Annotated in this window: 19 protein-coding genes; 11 read left to right on the forward strand and 8 right to left on the reverse strand. The window is 46.1% G+C overall.

All coding sequences use genetic code 11. The annotated features are described in order from the left end of the window. Positions 1–114: 114 nt before the first annotated feature. The 8 genes from hdrB to MsAm2_RS03580 all read left to right on the forward strand — a co-directional run bounded on the left by hdrB (position 115) and on the right by MsAm2_RS03580 (position 9733). On the forward strand, positions 115–1065 hold the full coding sequence (gene hdrB, locus MsAm2_RS03545; protein ID WP_338098421.1) for a CoB--CoM heterodisulfide reductase subunit B: 951 nt from the start codon (positions 115–117) through the stop codon (positions 1063–1065). Further along, entirely contained in the window at positions 1065–4121 is a 3057-nt protein-coding gene (locus tag MsAm2_RS03550; RefSeq protein ID WP_338098422.1) for an FAD-dependent oxidoreductase, read from the forward strand. Before hdrB ends, MsAm2_RS03550 begins: the two co-directional genes overlap by 1 nt. 2 nt (positions 4122–4123) lie before the next feature. Next, a complete protein-coding gene (locus tag MsAm2_RS08370) occupies positions 4124–4765 on the forward strand; it encodes a hydrogenase iron-sulfur subunit (RefSeq protein ID WP_476738675.1) in 642 nt (213 codons plus the stop codon). Further along, positions 4766–6109 (forward strand): Coenzyme F420 hydrogenase/dehydrogenase, beta subunit C-terminal domain, encoded by a 1344-nt coding sequence (locus MsAm2_RS03560; RefSeq protein ID WP_338098423.1) that lies wholly within the window; start codon positions 4766–4768, stop codon positions 6107–6109. After that, positions 6110–7870, forward strand: coding sequence for a molybdopterin-dependent oxidoreductase (locus tag MsAm2_RS03565; protein WP_338098424.1), 1761 nt, complete (start codon positions 6110–6112; stop codon positions 7868–7870). 577 nt (positions 7871–8447) lie between these two features. Next, positions 8448–9230, forward strand: coding sequence for a sensor histidine kinase (locus MsAm2_RS03570; protein ID WP_338098425.1), 783 nt, complete (start codon positions 8448–8450; stop codon positions 9228–9230). Positions 9231–9309: 79 nt separating this feature from the next. Further along, positions 9310–9444 (forward strand): hypothetical protein, encoded by a 135-nt coding sequence (locus MsAm2_RS03575; RefSeq protein WP_338098426.1) that lies wholly within the window; start codon positions 9310–9312, stop codon positions 9442–9444. Further along, a complete protein-coding gene (locus MsAm2_RS03580; protein WP_338098428.1) occupies positions 9389–9733 on the forward strand; it encodes a pyridoxamine 5'-phosphate oxidase family protein in 345 nt (114 codons plus the stop codon). Before MsAm2_RS03575 ends, MsAm2_RS03580 begins: the two co-directional genes overlap by 56 nt. A gap of 142 nt (positions 9734–9875) precedes the next feature. On the opposite strand, the gene MsAm2_RS03585 is transcribed toward MsAm2_RS03580, so the two are convergent. From MsAm2_RS03585 to MsAm2_RS03610, 6 genes are all read right to left on the reverse strand, one after another. Further along, positions 9876–10706: a cobalamin-dependent protein gene (locus MsAm2_RS03585; protein ID WP_338098429.1), complete on the reverse strand. Its 831-nt coding sequence runs from the start codon at positions 10704–10706 to the stop codon at positions 9876–9878. Then, entirely contained in the window at positions 10703–11821 is a 1119-nt protein-coding gene (locus MsAm2_RS03590) for an MtaA/CmuA family methyltransferase (RefSeq protein WP_338098430.1), read from the reverse strand. The genes MsAm2_RS03585 and MsAm2_RS03590 overlap by 4 nt, the downstream gene beginning before the upstream one ends. Positions 11822–12383: 562 nt before the next feature. Further along, positions 12384–13223 carry a hypothetical protein gene (locus tag MsAm2_RS03595; protein ID WP_338098431.1) on the reverse strand — a complete coding sequence of 280 codons (840 nt, stop codon included), beginning with the start codon at positions 13221–13223 and terminating at the stop codon, positions 12384–12386. Positions 13224–13428: 205 nt separating this feature from the next. Continuing rightward, positions 13429–13620 carry a Trm112 family protein gene (locus tag MsAm2_RS03600; protein WP_338098432.1) on the reverse strand — a complete coding sequence of 64 codons (192 nt, stop codon included), beginning with the start codon at positions 13618–13620 and terminating at the stop codon, positions 13429–13431. 1 nt (position 13621) lies between these two features. Then, complete coding sequence (locus tag MsAm2_RS03605) at positions 13622–14269, reverse strand: MarC family protein (RefSeq protein ID WP_338098433.1); 648 nt, start codon at positions 14267–14269, stop codon at positions 13622–13624. A gap of 415 nt (positions 14270–14684) precedes the next feature. Beyond that, entirely contained in the window at positions 14685–15245 is a 561-nt protein-coding gene (locus MsAm2_RS03610; protein ID WP_338098434.1) for a hypothetical protein, read from the reverse strand. 102 nt (positions 15246–15347) lie between these two features. Here MsAm2_RS03610 and MsAm2_RS03615 point away from each other — a divergent pair, with 102 nt between their 5' ends. The 3 genes from MsAm2_RS03615 (at position 15348) to MsAm2_RS03625 (ending at position 16051) form a co-directional block, all read left to right on the forward strand. After that, positions 15348–15548 (forward strand): ATP-binding protein, encoded by a 201-nt coding sequence (locus tag MsAm2_RS03615; RefSeq protein WP_338098435.1) that lies wholly within the window; start codon positions 15348–15350, stop codon positions 15546–15548. 79 nt (positions 15549–15627) lie between these two features. Beyond that, complete coding sequence (locus tag MsAm2_RS03620) at positions 15628–15762, forward strand: hypothetical protein (RefSeq protein WP_338098426.1); 135 nt, start codon at positions 15628–15630, stop codon at positions 15760–15762. Continuing rightward, entirely contained in the window at positions 15707–16051 is a 345-nt protein-coding gene (locus MsAm2_RS03625; protein WP_338098428.1) for a pyridoxamine 5'-phosphate oxidase family protein, read from the forward strand. Before MsAm2_RS03620 ends, MsAm2_RS03625 begins: the two co-directional genes overlap by 56 nt. Positions 16052–16193: 142 nt before the next feature. On the opposite strand, the gene MsAm2_RS03630 is transcribed toward MsAm2_RS03625, so the two are convergent. Both MsAm2_RS03630 and MsAm2_RS03635 read right to left on the reverse strand, forming a co-directional pair. Further along, entirely contained in the window at positions 16194–17024 is an 831-nt protein-coding gene (locus MsAm2_RS03630) for a cobalamin-dependent protein (protein ID WP_338098429.1), read from the reverse strand. Then, positions 17021–18139, reverse strand: coding sequence for an MtaA/CmuA family methyltransferase (locus MsAm2_RS03635; protein ID WP_338098430.1), 1119 nt, complete (start codon positions 18137–18139; stop codon positions 17021–17023). The genes MsAm2_RS03630 and MsAm2_RS03635 overlap by 4 nt, the downstream gene beginning before the upstream one ends. Positions 18140–18397 lie beyond the last annotated feature (258 nt).

Consider the following 18397-nt stretch of genomic DNA (forward strand, 5'->3'; position numbering starts at 1 on the left):
ATTTCATGATTATTTCACAATTATTTCACAATTATAATTGAATGAAAAACAAAATCAAAACCGTAAACGCTTTCAGGCGGATTTTGATTGGATTTTTGGGAGTTTATGCAAATTATGTCTACCACAACAGAATCAGGAAAAACAAAAGAGGCGCAAAGCCTTTCCTTGTTCCTCGGCTGTGTCGCTCCAAACCGGTATCCCGGAATCGAGCTGGCCTCCCGCAGGGTGATGAAGGAACTCGGTGTTAATCTTTTGGAGCTCAAAGGCGCATCGTGCTGCCCGGCTCCCGGTGTTTTTAAGTCCTTTGACAAAACCACTTGGTTGTCCCTCGCCAGCCGCAACATTGTCTTGTCCGAACAAATGGGCATGGACCTCTTAACGGTCTGCAACGGGTGTTTCGGGTCTCTTGGAGAAGCCAACCACACCTTAAAACATGATCCGGATCACAAAAAAGAAGTCAATGCGAAATTATCTGAAATCGGCATGCAATATCAAGGAAACATTAATGTCCGCCACATTATGGAATATTTGGCAAAAGACGTCGGTGTCGATGCCATTCGTTCTAAAGTGACGGTTCCCCTCGACGGCATCAAAGTCGCCGTCCACTACGGCTGCCACCTCATCCGCCCGTCCAAAGAAAAGGAAGGACTCGGAAGTTCTGAAAACCCGCGCTTTTTTGATGATTTGGTGAACGCCACCGGCGCCAAAAGCGTCGATTACGAAGACAAATTATTGTGTTGCGGCGCAGGCGGCGGCGCACGGTCCGCATTCTTAGACACCACGCTTAAAATGACGGAAAAGAAACTCGACATCTTGCAGCGCGAAGAATATGATTGCATCGTAGACGCGTGTCCATTTTGCCACTTGCAATTCGATTCCGGACAGGTTCAATTGAATAAATCCACCGGCAAAAACTATAAAATTCCGGTTCTTCACTACGCACAACTTCTCGGGCTCGCGTTTGGGCACACCCCGCAAGAACTCGGCATTCCGATGAACATGACCTGCAACCCGGCTTTTGAAGAAAAAATATTGGCGCTTTCACAAAAAAAGAAGGTGGAGTAATGAGTTCTGCAACAACAAATGCGGCCGGCAGCAGTGTCGGCGCCGTCGCGGTGATCGGCGGCGGAATTGCGGGCGTTCAGTCAGCGCTCGACTTGGCCAACAGCGGCTACCGTGTCTATTTGATCGAGTCCAAACCCTCCATCGGCGGCATCATGGCACAATTGGATAAAACATTCCCGACCCTGGACTGTTCCGCTTGTATTCTGTCTCCCAAATTGGTGGAAGCCAGCCGTCACCCCAACATCGAACTGATGACCTATTCCGAAGTCGTCGGACTGTCTGGAACGGTCGGCAATTTTAAAGTGTCCGTGAACAAAAAAAGCCGCTACATCGACACGGACAAATGTGTCGGCTGCGGCGACTGTATTTCCAAATGTCCGAAAAAAGTGGACGATGAATTTGAAGAAGGGCTGACCAAAAGAAAAGCCATTTACTTCCAGTTTACCCAAGCCATTCCCAAAATCGTGACGATTGATCCGGAAAACTGTCTCATGATCCAAAAAGGAAAATGTGGCAACTGTAAAAAAGTCTGTCAGAGAGACGCCGTCAACTACGAATTACAAGACGAAATCATTGACATCAATGTCGGTGCCGTCATCATGGCGACCGGATTTAAAGCGTTTGACCCCAAACTTTTGGAGGCCTACCGCTTTGACCACCCCGATGTCGTCACCGCGCTTCAATTTGAGCGCTACACGAACGCGTCCGGGCCTTTTGGCGGACACATTCAAACCTCCAAAGGCGCGCTTCCCAAAAAAATCGCGTTCGTTCAATGTATCGGCTCGCGCAATCCCGAAATCAATAAAGCGTATTGCTCTTCCGTTTGCTGCACGTATGCGGTCAAACAATCCCGCCTGATTAAAGATCACCATCCGGAAGTCGACGTCGCTATTTTTAATATCGACTTGCGGACATTTGGAAAAGGTTATGAGGAATTTGCTTTGCGCGCCCGGGATGAATATGGCGTCCGTTTCATTAATTCCCGCCCGTCCGGCGTGGATGTAAAAGACGACGGCACCCTTTATTTACGCTATGAAGGACCGGAAAGCCAAGTCGTCAAAGAAGACTTTGATTTAATTGTGCTCTCCGTCGGTCTGGCAACACCTCAATCCACGATCGATTTGGCTCAAATCCTCGGCGTCGAACTTGACAAATACGGTTTTGTCCAAACAAAAGTTGAATCCCCGACGGAAACGTCCCGCGCTGGAATTTTTACGGCCGGTGTCGCCCAAGGACCCAAAGACATTCCCGAATCCGTCGCGCAAGCGAGCGGAGCCGCGTCCAAAGCCGGCGCGCTTTTAAACAGTGCCCGAAAAACCTTGGAAACCGCGGTGGAAATTCCGCCCGAAAACCCGATTGATAAAGACCTGCGCATTGGAATTATCGTTTGCCGGTGCGGAACAAATATCGGCAGCGTTGTCGATGTTCCGGCGGTCGTGGAATACGCGTCTGCCCTTCCCGATGTGATTATCGCGAAAGAAGAAATGTACTCCTGCGCCGACGACACCCAGGGCCGCATCCTGGAAATGATTCGCGATTACAAACTCAACCGCTTCATTGTGGCGGCTTGCACACCCCGAACGCATGAGCCGCTCTTCCAGCAAACCTGCCAGGAAGCCGGCCTTAACCCGTGGCTCTTTGAATTTGCGAACATTCGTGAACACTGCTCTTGGATTCACCATGACAATCCGGAAAAAGCCACCCAAAAAGCCAAAGACTTGGTGCGCCAAGCTGCCGGAAAGGTGAGGTTTTACACTCCGCTGTACAGCCAAAAGCTGTCCCTGGTTCACAACGCGGTCGTTCTCGGCGGCGGTGTCGCGGGACTGACGGTTGCCAATGAGCTGGCCGCAAACGGTTATGAAGTGGATTTAATTGAGAAAACAGACAAACTCGGCGGAAATATCCGGGCGCTTCAAAGCTATGCTTCGATTTTAAATCCGATGATTCAAAACGCGACGACGAGTCCCAAAATCCGGATTCATTACAATTCCGTCATGGAAGATGTGAGCGGCGCGGTCGGCAATTTCCACGGAAAAATCATCACGGAAGACGGTGGAAAAACAACCATTTCCGAACTTGATTTCGGTGTGATTGTGATTGCGACCGGCGGGCATGAACTCCGCCAGCCGGGTCTTTTCGGCTACCTGGAAAATCCGATTGTCAAGACTCAGCTTGAGTTTAAAGAAATGATTGACAAAAACGAAGGCAATTACAAAGATTTGGTTTTTATTCAGTGCGCCGGCAGCCGGAACAAGGAACGTCCATACTGTTCCCGGATTTGCTGTACCAATTCCGTGAAAAACTCTATCCAATACAAAGAACAGCATCCGGACGCTGAAATCTATATCCTGTACCGTGACATCCGCACCTATGGCATGTACGAAGAATATTATACGAAAGCGCGTGAAATGGGCGTTCATTTCCTCATGTATGATGAAAATGAGCCGCCCGTTGTTGACGGAAATCTCGTGAAATTCCATGACCTGACAACCGGCTTTGACTTTGAGCTTGCGGCGGACTGTGTCATTCTCAGCGCGGCGACGCTTGCGGAAGAAGGAAACCATGAGGTCGGACCCATGATGAAAGTGCCGCTGGACAAAAACGGCTTCTTCCTTGAAGTTCACCCGAAGCTTCGGCCAGTGGATTTTGGAACGGACGGAGTTTTCGTGTGTGGTTTGGCACAGTCGCCCAAATTGTGCGAGGAAACAATTTCCCAAGCGCAAGCGGCGGCTTCCCGGGCTTGTACGATTCTGTCCCGCGATTCTTTGGAATCTCCGGCGGAAGTGTCTCGCGTCAATATTGATGTCTGTGTCGGCTGCGGCGCGTGCAGAGATGTCTGTCCGTACCATGCGATTACGCTTGAAGAACAAGTCGTGACCAAAAAAGGCCTGTCCTTTAAGGCGCTGCGCTCCGTCATCAATCCGGCGGCGTGCAAAGGCTGCGGCTGCTGTACGATGGCATGCCCGACCGGCGCGATTGAGCAGGGGCACTTTGAAAATACCCAGCTGCTGTCTCAGGTCAAAAGTGTGTTCTACTTTGAAGAGGAGGTGAACTGAGAATGACGGATGCAAACACAAATGCAACAGCAACCGTAAATGCAACTGCAAACGCAACTGCAAACGCAACTGCAAACGCAACTGCAAACGCAAACGCAAACGCAACTGCAAACGCAAACGCAACTGCAAACGCAACTGCAAACGCAAACGCAACTGCAACTGCAACTTCAAACGCAGCGGCAGATACAAATGCGAAAGTTCTGTCCAAATCCTGTTCGGCGAACCCGGATTTTGACCCGAAAATCGTTATGTTTTGCTGTAACTGGTGTTCTTATGCCGGTGCGGACGGTGCCGGAATTGCCCGGTTCCAGCAGCCGACCAACATCCGTGTCGTGCGGGTGATGTGTTCGAGTCGCGTGGACGCCGTTCATATTTACACCGCGTTTTTGGAAGGTGCGGACGGTGTTTTAATTACAGGCTGCCACATCGGCGACTGTCACTATGTCAATGGCAATGACAAAACACTTGTGAAATACAAATTTATTAAATCGATGTTGAGTGAAATGGGAATTGAAGACGACCGTTTGATGCTCCGGTGGATTTCCGCATCGGAAGGACAACAATTCTCGGAGTTTGTCCGAGAAATGGTGGAAAAAATAAAAGCACTCGGACCCAGTCCGCTGCGCCGCGATGGAGTGATTTAAATGACCGCTCCTGAAAAATCAAAGATTGACGCAAAACCGGATGGTGCCGCAGGTGCACCACCCGGCGCTCCTCATGCAGGTTCTGCTCCGGCGGGTGCCCCCGCCGGAAAACCGCCCGAAGGCGCTCCAAAGCCGCCGGCGGTTTCGGTAACCGGCGACAAACTTAAAGGTTCCGATATTAAAATCGGCGGAAAATACATCGGCTGGTCCACAAATGAAGATGTCCGAAAACGGGGCGGCTCCGGCGGCCTTGTGACATCCGTTCTTGCGGGCGCCCTGGAAAAGGGACTGGTGTCTAACGTTGTGGTTTTAAAGAAATCCAACCAGTTTGAAGCGGTACCGGTGCTTACGTCTGACGTCAAAGACGTTTACGAATCGGCGGGCTCCATGCACATGCTCATTTCCAATCCGACTAAATACTTGCGCCACTTTGAAAATGACGCCCGGATTGGAATTGCCGTCAAACCGTGCGACATGCGTGGCATTCGTGAGCAGAGCAAACGCAATATGATAAATCTGGACAAAGTCTTCACAATCGGTCTTAACTGCGGAGGAACCATTCCGCCGTACAAGATTCGCCGGGTCGTGGAAGAAGTCTACAAACTCAATCCGGATGACGTCTGCGCCGAAGAAATCGAAAAAGGCCAATTGATTATGGAAACCAAAGACGGGGTGCACCACTCTCAGTCCATTGACGAAATGGAACTGGAAGACAACGGCCGCCGTGAGAATTGCCGCTACTGTATTGTGAAAATCGCGACCAACGCGGATTTGGCGTGCGGAAACTGGGGCGTTCTTGGAGATTTGGCCGGCAAAGGAACTTTTGTCGAAGTCATGACCGAAAAAGGTGCCGAATTCTTGAAAAACGCAATTGATAACGGCTACGCCGAAGTGAAAGCCGCGAGCGACCCGGCGTCGGAAGCCCGCGGAAAAGTGAACGGCATCATGCTCAAAATGTCCGCGAAAACCAAAGAAAAAGTCTTTGCGCCGTTGGACGGCGATAAATTGGAAGCGTTTAAAGCGGAACTCAAAAACTGCATTCATTGCGGCGCTTGTAAAACTGTCTGCCCGCCCTGTGCCTGCGGCCCGGAAGCCAAATGCACGTCCTTTAACAATTTGGCGGACAGCTATGATATTTCGCTCTACCACATGATCCGGTTCCTGCATTTGATGGATTCTTGTGTTGGCTGCGGCCAGTGTTCCGACGTTTGCCCATCCGACATTCCGCTCGCGCGCCTTTACCGGAAGTTTGCCAACCCGATCCAAGATGAATTAAAATACGTGACCGGAATGGATGATCGAACGCCGCCGTTTTTTGAAATCAAACTCGAGGAGGTGCAGTAAATGTCTGCCCATATTTCTAATTCAGGATGCGGAACGGGAGTTTCCGGGAATACGGACGGGACAAAAGTCTGTGACGTTGTTTTCCGTGAAAATGTTTATGCAACGGTTTGTTATGGCTGTGGTTTTGGCTGCGGCGTTTACATGCGGGAACTGTTCACCGACATTCCGACCGGAACCACGTGTGGTGCCCCGCTTCTTCATATCGATTACCGGAAAGCGTCTCCGGTCAATGAAGGGAAGCTCTGCCGGTTCGGCGTGAATTTGGTTCAAAATTACTGTCCGGCGGTTTCTATCGTTGGTGGCGAAGACACCGATGAAAAAACCGCTATTTTAAAAGCGGCGGAAATTTTAAAGAAAACAAAGCCGGAAAATATTTGTTTGCTGTCGATTGGAAACGCGACCAACGAAGAACATTTAATGTTCATGGAAGTCGGCAAAAAATTAGGCGTTCCGGTCAACACCGGAATGACGGGACTTTTCAAATCCATCGGAAAGCTTCATGCTTATACCGGCCGCGGGGTGACGTATGACGATGTCGCGCATGCGAAAAAGATTTACCTGCTTGTCGACCCGTACGTTCAGTATCCGCTTTTGGTTCGCCGTTTGGTGCACGCCAAAAACAAAGGCGCCGAAATCGTGTCGTTCGGGCTTAAAGAACTTCCGATTGCGGACAAAAACATTATGTTGACGCCGGATATGAGTTTGTATGATGTGGAGTTTAAGCCGGATGCGGACACTCTTATCATTTCGGATTTAACGCCCTACACGCACCCGAAAAGGCTTGCGGAAATCGTAGAATTGTCCGGCGCAAAAGCAGACGGCAAAAGCAACATGCTTTTTTTGCGCCCATTTATGAATTCGACCGGTGCCGGTTATTTGTCCAAACACACCAAGCAAAAATCGTTTGATGACATTTTGGCCGGAATCGATTCGGGGGACATCAAAGTGCTTTACTGCTTGGAATCCGATTTGATGGACATCTGCCTCAATGATCACATTCAGGAAGCGTTTAAAAATCTGGATGCGTTGATTGTCCAGACATCCCGCTACACGTCAAGTTGCAATACGGCCGACATTGTGATTGCGTCCGAGCCGTTTTACAAAAAGAAAGGTTCTGTCATGAATTCGGAAGGACGCCTGATTCGTATGTCCACCGACGCGGGCGAAACATTGCTGACCGGATTTTACGCGCTCTCCGATTTATTATCCGCGTTGGGTGGAAAAGCCATGACTTATGAAGAAGCGCATCAGAAAGCGGTGGAAATTTTGGGCGCCATGGATGATGAATTTAAGATTTTGCCGCCGGAATCCAAGAAAAAACCGCCGGTTCAAAAGATTTCTGATAAATTACCCGCGCTTGTCACAAATGCGGACTTATCGGGAGGAGAGGCTCCGGCATCTTTTGTTTCATCCGCTTCGGCCAAAGCGGCGCAGGTGTCGGATAAAGTGAATTTAAAACATGTGTATCTGACCAACCCGTTCCTTTGGAATAATGTTATGGATGAAGATTTCTTTGAAATCAGCCGGTGCCAAGTCAAAGACCTCAAGCTGCTCAAAGGATTCACGGCCGACGTGATGTGCAACTGCGGCGAAAAATTAAAAACATCCGCGTTTAAAGTGTCACCCATGGCGGATGGCTACATCCTCTCTTGGAACAAGCAAATATTTGCCAAAGCGCCGGTGGTGGATGTCACGGTCAAACGGTCAGCGACAAAACCGGATGAAAAAATAATTGTGAAGGAATGTAATATTCCTCAATAATTTTTCAAAAATTCAAGATTTTTCAATCTTGAATTTTTCCAACTTTGGATTTTTTTAATTTGATTTTCCAACTTTGGATTTTTTTAATTTGATTTTCCAACTTTGGATTTTTTCAATTTGATTTTCCAACTTTGGATTTTTCAATTTGATTTTCCAACTTTGGATTTTTTTAATTTGATTTTCCAATCTTGGATTTTTTTAATTTGATTTTCCCAATTTGATTTTTCAATTTGAAATTGAATGGTTTTGTTTTGATTTGTTCCATTTGAAAATCATTTTTTAATATTTAACTTGGCCGTATTCGTTATTTATTTACCGATTCGTTTATTTATCTTTCCATCTTTATTTATATTTTTAATATGTAAATCAATATAACTTTTTATTATTTTCTTAATGATTCGTGAATCTCCGAATTATATTCGACAAACGTATTATATAATGTCACTTTGTATTAGGGTAGTATTTCAGTTCATGGTGTAATTTTATGACGATTGAGAACAAACCTCGGGAATCCGTAATTGATGTTCCGGACGGGAAGTATAAAAACTAGCAGGAGCTCATTTTTCTTCATGATCTCTTGAATTCCGCCGGCGGTCTTCGAGGATTTTTGGAACTTTTAGCCGAGACGTCCGACCCGGAAAAAGTCGTCCGGTATATTGAAAATTCCATGGAGTTGTGTGATTTTCTCATTGAGGAAATTCAATCCTACCGTCAAATCATATTGGCGGAAAATGGGGAATTGAAAGTCTTTTCCAATGACGTCAATACGTTGGATTTACTCAAATCGGCCGCTTTGTCGCTGGAGCACCATGCGGTTTCTAAAGAAAAATGCATGGAAATTTCCAATGATTCGGAATCCATTTTGCTCCAAACAGACAAAATTTTATTGTCCCGGGTTTTGGTGAATTTATTAAAAAACGCGCTGGAAGCGACCAATTCAAACGGCGTGGTTTTGATCGGGTCGAAGCTGGTTTCAAATAAAGGAGCTGCCTGCGAAAATAATGGTCGGTCTCATGATTCATCCATTTCGTCGGTTTCATCTATTTCGTCGGTTTCATCCATTTCGTCGGTTTCATCCATTTCGTCGGTTTCATCCGATTCGTCCGCTTTGCCGGAATTTTATTCTTCGGATTTTATTCGGTTTTGGGTCAAAAATGATTTGGAAATTCCGGAGGAGTCCAAACCCCACATTTTTAAGAAAAGAATTTCAACCAAAGGAGAAATGCGCGGTCTTGGAACTTACAGCGTCCGGTTGCTGGGTGAAAAATATCTGGGCGGAAAAGTCGGATTCACAAGCAATTCCTGTGATGGGACGACTTTCTTTATTGATTTGCCTTTGAAATATTCTCCTCAAAAATAAACAAACGACTTTCTTTTTTTCATTCATCACTCATTTATTTCACTTTTCCTCAATTATTCCATGAAAAAAGCTGACCATTATGATGAAAGACCCGGAAAAAACAGTTGGAAATTTAATTGACAAACAAACCGTTTCTCTGATCAGTTCCGTCGACAAGGATGGTTTTCCTAATACAAAAGCGATGCTGCCACCCCGAAAAGCGGGATGGAATTAAAACATTCTATTTGACGACCAATACGTCTTCCCTGCGTGTCGGCCAGTACAAAGAAAACCCCAAGGCTTGCCTTTATTTTTTTGACAAACGTTTTTTCCGCGGCGTTATGCTTAAAGGAACCGTCTCTGTTCTTGAGGATTCCCAAAGTAAAGAAATGATTTGGCGGGAAGGAGATACCCTCTATTATCCAAAAGGGGTTACCGATCCGGATTATTGTGTTTTAAAATTTACCGCCGAAAATGAGCGGTATTATTCCGATTTTCATTCCGAAGACTTTATTGTCGGATAAAATCCGCCCATCGTTTTTGTTGAAGTTTTAAAAATTTGTTGCTGTAACGCGCGCGGCGGCATCGTTAAAATAATAAAAAATAAAAAAATAATCCGATTGAAGAGACATTCTTATCTCTTCCCTCGGACATTTTATTTTTCGTTTATTGCTTCATCTCTTTGCGGATTTCGTCCCACTTCTTTCCTTTTTTCACCGACTTTGCGATGTTAACGGCATCAAGCGGACTTTTTCCGTAAACAGCATTTGAAAACGTGCTTACAAAGTGCGCGTCTACCGCCGCTCCGCCGCAAGCGACCGGAACACCGGAAAATTCAATGCTTTTGGCCAAAGCCTTCAAGCCTTCTTTGGTGGTGCTCATAAGCGATGTTCCGGTGACCAAATCGATCTTTTGGGTTTTGACCAATTCGACCACATCTTCTACCAAAACATCCCGGCCCATATCGATCACATCAAAGCCGTTTGCCCGAAGAATAGCGGCGACAATGTTTTTTCCGATGTCGTGAACGTCTCCTTCAATCACAAGGGACGCGACTTTGCCGGCGGACGGAATGTCGCCCAGTTTTTCCTGGCACAAAACAACGCCGGCAACCATGGCATCGTTCGCCAGAAGAATTTCCGGAACGAACGCTTCTCCCATGTCGTAAACTTCACAAACCACTTGAATGCCGGGCATGAGCGCACTCACCACAATGTCGGTTGGGTTTCTGCCGCCGTCCAAGAGCACTTTTGTCAGGCGGGCGGCTTCTTTTTTATCTCCGTCAATCACAGCCATCGTCAAAGCGGCATCGGTTTTGTCTTTGGGAATATATTTTTTGCGGATTTCCTCCACGGTCGTCTTGGGAATGCCCCAGGATTTGACTTCTTCCCCTCGTCCGATTTTGATTCCTTCTTCCAAAAGCTCTTGGAACTGCGTCGGATTCTGTTCCTTAAATTCAATCAATTCTTTTGTAGCGGTATCGATATGCCGGATCATTTGAAAACACCTCCGCAGTCGTTGCTGCCCTTTTTATTTTTGACCTGCCAGTTTCCGATTCCAACACCGATTTCGCGAATCGTGTCTTTTATATCACCGGCTTTGGGGACGGGGGTTTCGCGACAGGCGCGCACGTAAGCTTTCAGGTTTTCCAGGGATGTTCCAAAAGAAACGTCGCATGCCGTTCCGACGACATCGGTTCCTTGAAGGATACATTCGCGGGTCCGGTTGTAAACGTCCTGAGGTGTTCCGTTTGGCATCAAATCAATGACATCCAAACTTCCGAGGATGGACATGCTGTTTCCCAAAACTTGCCGGCAGTACCACACGGGAACGGCATCAAAGGAGAAACAGTCCATGCCGCTTTTTCGAACATAAGGAAGCAGCTTGCTTGTGTTTCCGCACATGTGCAGAATTTTCGGGGCGCTGACTTCGCGGGCCATTCTTTTGTGGGCGGGAAGCACGAATTCTTCGTAGGTTTCGCCGGAGATCAAGTCGCCGGATGCGGATGGGTCGGCCGGGAACAAAATGTGGGCGCCGGCTTCCACTTGAAGTTTGCCGTACGCGATCACAAAGTCGGTGGCGGCGTCGATAAACGCATGGGCTTTGTCGGGGTCGGTCCGGGTCCAGCGGACCAGGTTTTCAACACCGGCAATGTGTCCGGCCACCGTAAACGGGGCGGTGATGACCGGAATAATCGGAAGCATTCCGCTGTATTTTTCGCGCAGGATGGAAATCGCGTCCAGCACCACCGGAACTCTTTTCGTGTTGGCCAAGTCGTCGGGCCAAGTGACGTCGTCGGGGTTGGTATACGCGTGCGCCGCAACGGGCGGACGGTCCGGTTTGTTCCAGTCCAGCGGGCAGCCGAGCACTTCGGCTTCCAGCGATATGTCAAATTGAGGACGCGCGGCTTCAATACCACAAACATCGTATGGCGCGGATGCCAAATCGGCCATCATTTGCGCGTCAAAGTGCGCTTTTGGCCAGGACGCGTTTGCGTATTTCATAAGTTCAACCGTCGTTTGTGCCAACGGGTTTGCCGGCGGCACGTAATCCACACGCCCGCCCAAAACAGCCGCAAGAGCGCGTCGGGTGGGTGTCATTTCTGATGCCATTTTTAAGTCTCCATTAAATTTTTAACAGTACTTTGTAAAAACACACAATCCGGCAGGATTTCTACCGGTCCATTATAATTGTCGGAGAAGGTATATATTGTAACCCTCTTATCATCCGGGATTTAATTTGAATGAGTTCGGTCGTTTCCGAATTACTAATAATTATATTAAATAGGTTATTTTAATCAAAAGAAATCGGCTTGATATTTTGTTAAAAATTTTTAAAAAGAATTTGGTTTTTGTTAAAATTTTAAAAATAAATTCCGGTTTTTGTTAAAATTTTAAAAATAAATTCCGGTTTTTATTGAAATTTTAAAAATACATTCCGGTTTTTATTGAAATTTTTAAAAAGGCGTCTGTCGGGTTTGTTGAATAATTAAAAATCCGTGGCCGTAACACATGTGGCGGCGCAATCCAAAAACGAGTAAGAAACCGGGCAGCGGTCCCGGCAATTCTAAAATAGAAAAACAGAAAAACAAAACAGAAAAATAGAATAAATAAAAAAAGCCGCACAATTTTTTGTTGTGCGGCTTTATTTTTTTTCAACAATCTTTCAACATTTTTAATCGGCGGAATCCTGGGGTGTTTTAAAGAAAACCGCGATGAGCAAGACGACAAATACCATGAATCCGATAAGAATTATGGCCAATAAGAAGGTTTGGTCGAAATTGAATATGGATTCGATGTCGGTGTACCAAATATAGAAGAATAAAAAGGCTAAAATCGCAAGTAGTAAGACTGTTAAGAGAATCGCGTTCTTTTCGGCTTCAAACCGCTGCCGGAGTGTGATGTCTTGTTTTTGACTTTTTTGTTTGTAGCGGGTATTGGATTTGGAAGGCTTTGGTTTTTTAGGACCTGTTTTTTCCCGTTTGTCTTCCCAATCGTCGCGCACTTTAAAGACCGGCGGCTTTTTTGTCCGTTTGGTCACATCGTCGTCTTCGTCGCTTTTTACAAGAACCCGTTCCGGAACGCTTGCGATCGGCGGGTTGGTGGTTTTGACGGTGGGCGCGGAAACTTTGGGAGACCGGATTTGTTCGTAATCAACCGAACAGGCTCCTTCCAGGCCGACGACTAATTTGAATCCTTTCTTTTGGGCGCCGTAGCCGGTCACCACATAAAACATACCTTCTGCGACCGGAAGCGAATTGTAGGGGACGCGGACGACAATTTTAGCGTAAAGATTGTTTTGGACTTGGTGTTTGGCGGGCGCCAGAATCAGATAATCTTTGATGGAATCGTCCGGCAAAAATGTGATGTACGTGGGAGAGCTGAAATTCTTGATGAAAACTTGGAATTCGCGGTCTTCTCCTTTGTAAAGCGGAACTTCAATGGTGTCGTATTTGAACTCAATGGAGTCCATGGACTGCCGTCCGATGTAGATGTCTTGAAGAACTTCTTTCATTTAAATCCCTTTGAAATGGCGAATGTGTGTTAAAATGAAGCAATTTAAAATATGAATATGAATTATTCCTTTAATTTATTCTTTATTTATTCCTTTAATTTATTCCTTTAATATAACCTGTGTATTAATAAAATTTATTGGTCATGTTTTTTGCATTTTTTTCTTTGTTTTTGCTTTTTTTGCATTTTTTTTGCTTTTTGTTTTTTTAAAATTCCCGCATGTCGGGCGGCAGCAAATTCGGGATTTTGTTTTCAATCGGGAAATAAATTTGGCAAGCTTCGCAATACAAATTTCCGGAAATGATTTCGGTTTTGTCCGCGTTTTCTTCTTCCGGTTTTGCTTGAAGATTTTTGCGGCACATCGGGCAAACCAGCAGGGATAAATTTTCTTTTTTCATGTCAGACGGCTCCCGCGATAAATAATTGATAAATGTTGTACAGTCCAAGCGTAATCATGCTGACGGCGATTGCGGCCAGGAAGAGACCCAAAAGACGGGTGATGACCAATGTTCCGGTGTAGCCGAGATAGGTGCTGATTTTTCGGGAAAAATAAAATCCGACGTAGGTGATGACAAACACCAGAAGAATGGCGAAGATGACCATCGCGTCGTTGGCAAAAGATGTGCTTCCGCCCATGAGAACGATGACGGTGGAGATGAGTCCCGGCCCGCACAAAAGCGGAATCGCGATTGGGAAAATCCAGAAGTCTTTGTCTTGGGATTCGTCGATTTCCGCTTGCGTGACGCTGTGGGTCATTTTGGCGGTCATCATGTTGTAGCCGATGGTAAAGAGCAAGATTCCGCCGGCGACACGTAAAGAATCCACGCCGATTCCAAGAAAACTGAGGACCAAAGATCCGGCGATCGCGAAAAACAAAGCAACCGCCGCCGCAAGAATTACAGATCTTTTGGCGTACATGTTTTTGGCTTTTTCGGGATAACTGCTGGTCATGGACACAAAAGTAAACAGGGCGCTGATGGGGTTTACGATGACGAAAATGGCCGTAAACGCATATAAAAAGAAAGAAAAAAGCGTAACGGTGTCCATTTTAAACCCTGAATTCCCAAGTTTATCTTTTGATCATTAAATTAAAAACAGGTGATAAATTGTAAAAATTTGATATGAAATTACTTTTTCGAATATATAAAGGAATACGGTGGCGAAACAAATCCGGAAAATAAATCTTTTCAAAACCAGGAAAATGGCAAAATCTGCAAGAATCATAAAGCATAGAATGAAAATTCAGAAATCATAAAGCACAGAATGAAAAATCATAATTTGAAAGTCTGCAAAAATCAATAAAAAAAGCCGGCATTCCTGCCGGCTTTTTCATTTTTCATTCCGTTTTTAAAAATGAATCCCCAAGTTCATTTTTTTGATGAAGCGTTTTTTCGTTTTTGTTTTTTTACTTATTCAAACTTCTTCTATTTATTTCTTTTTCTTTTCTTTTCATTTTTTTAAATTATTTCTTCTTCAAAACGAAATACCAATAGGCAATTCCGCCGACAAGAAGAACCGCCAAAACGCCCGCAATAATCCAAATCCAAGAATTTCCAAATTCCAAGCCGGAACCGTTTCCGTTGCCGGAAACATTATTGTTTGGATTGTTATTTTGGTTTTGGTTGGTTTGGTTTTGGTTGGTTTGGTTGCCGCTTGGATTGTTTTGTCCGTCGTTTGAACTTCCGGTTTGCGGCGGTTCGCTTGAAACATTTCCGTTTCCGTTTCCAACGATTCTGACATTTTCACCGCCAAAACCACCGGAACCACCCTGTTTTGCTTTTTCCGTTCTTTCAATCAGGCCTTCACTTGGACCGGACGCATCCAAATCATCCGTTTCTGCCATTCTTGCATAGAATGTATATTCTGTGTCCGACGACAGTCCCGTGAATTCACGGGAAGATTGCCAATTTTCGCCCTCTCTTTTGTATTCAGCTCCCGAAATCTCTGCCAATGTAATGGTTGTCGATGTCTTTGAATCCAAGACCGGAGCATTAGGAGCCACTTGAGTACCTTTCGTTGTCACACCCTATGAACTGCTTGAATCGGACGCATCCAAATCATCCGTTTCTGCCATTCTTGCATAGAATGTATATTCTGTGTCCGACGACATTGGGTCAAAAATGATTTGGAAATTCCGGAGGAGTCCAAACCCCACATTTTTAAGAAAAGAATTTCAACCAAAGGAGAAATGCGCGGTCTTGGAACTTACAGCGTCCGGTTGCTGGGTGAAAAATATCTGGGCGGAAAAGTCGGATTCACAAGCAATTCCTGTGATGGGACGACTTTCTTTATTGATTTGCCTTTGAAATATTCTCCTCAAAAATAAACAAACGACTTTCTTTTTTTCATTCATCACTCATTTATTTCACTTTTCCTCAATTATTCCATGAAAAAAGCTGACCATTATGATGAAAGACCCGGAAAAAACAGTTGGAAATTTAATTGACAAACAAACCGTTTCTCTGATCAGTTCCGTCGACAAGGATGGTTTTCCTAATACAAAAGCGATGCTGCCACCCCGAAAAGCGGGATGGAATTAAAACATTCTATTTGACGACCAATACGTCTTCCCTGCGTGTCGGCCAGTACAAAGAAAACCCCAAGGCTTGCCTTTATTTTTTTGACAAACGTTTTTTCCGCGGCGTTATGCTTAAAGGAACCGTCTCTGTTCTTGAGGATTCCCAAAGTAAAGAAATGATTTGGCGGGAAGGAGATACCCTCTATTATCCAAAAGGGGTTACCGATCCGGATTATTGTGTTTTAAAATTTACCGCCGAAAATGAGCGGTATTATTCCGATTTTCATTCCGAAGACTTTATTGTCGGATAAAATCCGCCCATCGTTTTTGTTGAAGTTTTAAAAATTTGTTGCTGTAACGCGCGCGGCGGCATCGTTAAAATAATAAAAAATAAAAAAATAATCCGATTGAAGAGACATTCTTATCTCTTCCCTCGGACATTTTATTTTTCGTTTATTGCTTCATCTCTTTGCGGATTTCGTCCCACTTCTTTCCTTTTTTCACCGACTTTGCGATGTTAACGGCATCAAGCGGACTTTTTCCGTAAACAGCATTTGAAAACGTGCTTACAAAGTGCGCGTCTACCGCCGCTCCGCCGCAAGCGACCGGAACACCGGAAAATTCAATGCTTTTGGCCAAAGCCTTCAAGCCTTCTTTGGTGGTGCTCATAAGCGATGTTCCGGTGACCAAATCGATCTTTTGGGTTTTGACCAATTCGACCACATCTTCTACCAAAACATCCCGGCCCATATCGATCACATCAAAGCCGTTTGCCCGAAGAATAGCGGCGACAATGTTTTTTCCGATGTCGTGAACGTCTCCTTCAATCACAAGGGACGCGACTTTGCCGGCGGACGGAATGTCGCCCAGTTTTTCCTGGCACAAAACAACGCCGGCAACCATGGCATCGTTCGCCAGAAGAATTTCCGGAACGAACGCTTCTCCCATGTCGTAAACTTCACAAACCACTTGAATGCCGGGCATGAGCGCACTCACCACAATGTCGGTTGGGTTTCTGCCGCCGTCCAAGAGCACTTTTGTCAGGCGGGCGGCTTCTTTTTTATCTCCGTCAATCACAGCCATCGTCAAAGCGGCATCGGTTTTGTCTTTGGGAATATATTTTTTGCGGATTTCCTCCACGGTCGTCTTGGGAATGCCCCAGGATTTGACTTCTTCCCCTCGTCCGATTTTGATTCCTTCTTCCAAAAGCTCTTGGAACTGCGTCGGATTCTGTTCCTTAAATTCAATCAATTCTTTTGTAGCGGTATCGATATGCCGGATCATTTGAAAACACCTCCGCAGTCGTTGCTGCCCTTTTTATTTTTGACCTGCCAGTTTCCGATTCCAACACCGATTTCGCGAATCGTGTCTTTTATATCACCGGCTTTGGGGACGGGGGTTTCGCGACAGGCGCGCACGTAAGCTTTCAGGTTTTCCAGGGATGTTCCAAAAGAAACGTCGCATGCCGTTCCGACGACATCGGTTCCTTGAAGGATACATTCGCGGGTCCGGTTGTAAACGTCCTGAGGTGTTCCGTTTGGCATCAAATCAATGACATCCAAACTTCCGAGGATGGACATGCTGTTTCCCAAAACTTGCCGGCAGTACCACACGGGAACGGCATCAAAGGAGAAACAGTCCATGCCGCTTTTTCGAACATAAGGAAGCAGCTTGCTTGTGTTTCCGCACATGTGCAGAATTTTCGGGGCGCTGACTTCGCGGGCCATTCTTTTGTGGGCGGGAAGCACGAATTCTTCGTAGGTTTCGCCGGAGATCAAGTCGCCGGATGCGGATGGGTCGGCCGGGAACAAAATGTGGGCGCCGGCTTCCACTTGAAGTTTGCCGTACGCGATCACAAAGTCGGTGGCGGCGTCGATAAACGCATGGGCTTTGTCGGGGTCGGTCCGGGTCCAGCGGACCAGGTTTTCAACACCGGCAATGTGTCCGGCCACCGTAAACGGGGCGGTGATGACCGGAATAATCGGAAGCATTCCGCTGTATTTTTCGCGCAGGATGGAAATCGCGTCCAGCACCACCGGAACTCTTTTCGTGTTGGCCAAGTCGTCGGGCCAAGTGACGTCGTCGGGGTTGGTATACGCGTGCGCCGCAACGGGCGGACGGTCCGGTTTGTTCCAGTCCAGCGGGCAGCCGAGCACTTCGGCTTCCAGCGATATGTCAAATTGAGGACGCGCGGCTTCAATACCACAAACATCGTATGGCGCGGATGCCAAATCGGCCATCATTTGCGCGTCAAAGTGCGCTTTTGGCCAGGACGCGTTTGCGTATTTCATAAGTTCAACCGTCGTTTGTGCCAACGGGTTTGCCGGCGGCACGTAATCCACACGCCCGCCCAAAACAGCCGCAAGAGCGCGTCGGGTGGGTGTCATTTCTGATGCCATTTTTAAGTCTCCATTAAATTTTTAACAGTACTTTGTAAAAACACACAATCCGGCAGGATTTCTACCGGTCCATTATAATTGTCGGAGAAGGTATATATTGTAACCCTCTTATCATCCGGGATTTAATTTGAATGAGTTCGGTCGTTTCCGAATTACTAATAATTATATTAAATAGGTTATTTTAATCAAAAGAAATCGGCTTGATATTTTGTTAAAAATTTTTAAAAAGAATTTGGTTTTTGTTAAAATTTTAAAAAT

Origin of the sequence: Methanolapillus ohkumae (assembly GCF_032594355.1) — an archaeon.
GTDB lineage: Archaea > Halobacteriota > Methanosarcinia > Methanosarcinales > Methanosarcinaceae > Methanolapillus > Methanolapillus ohkumae.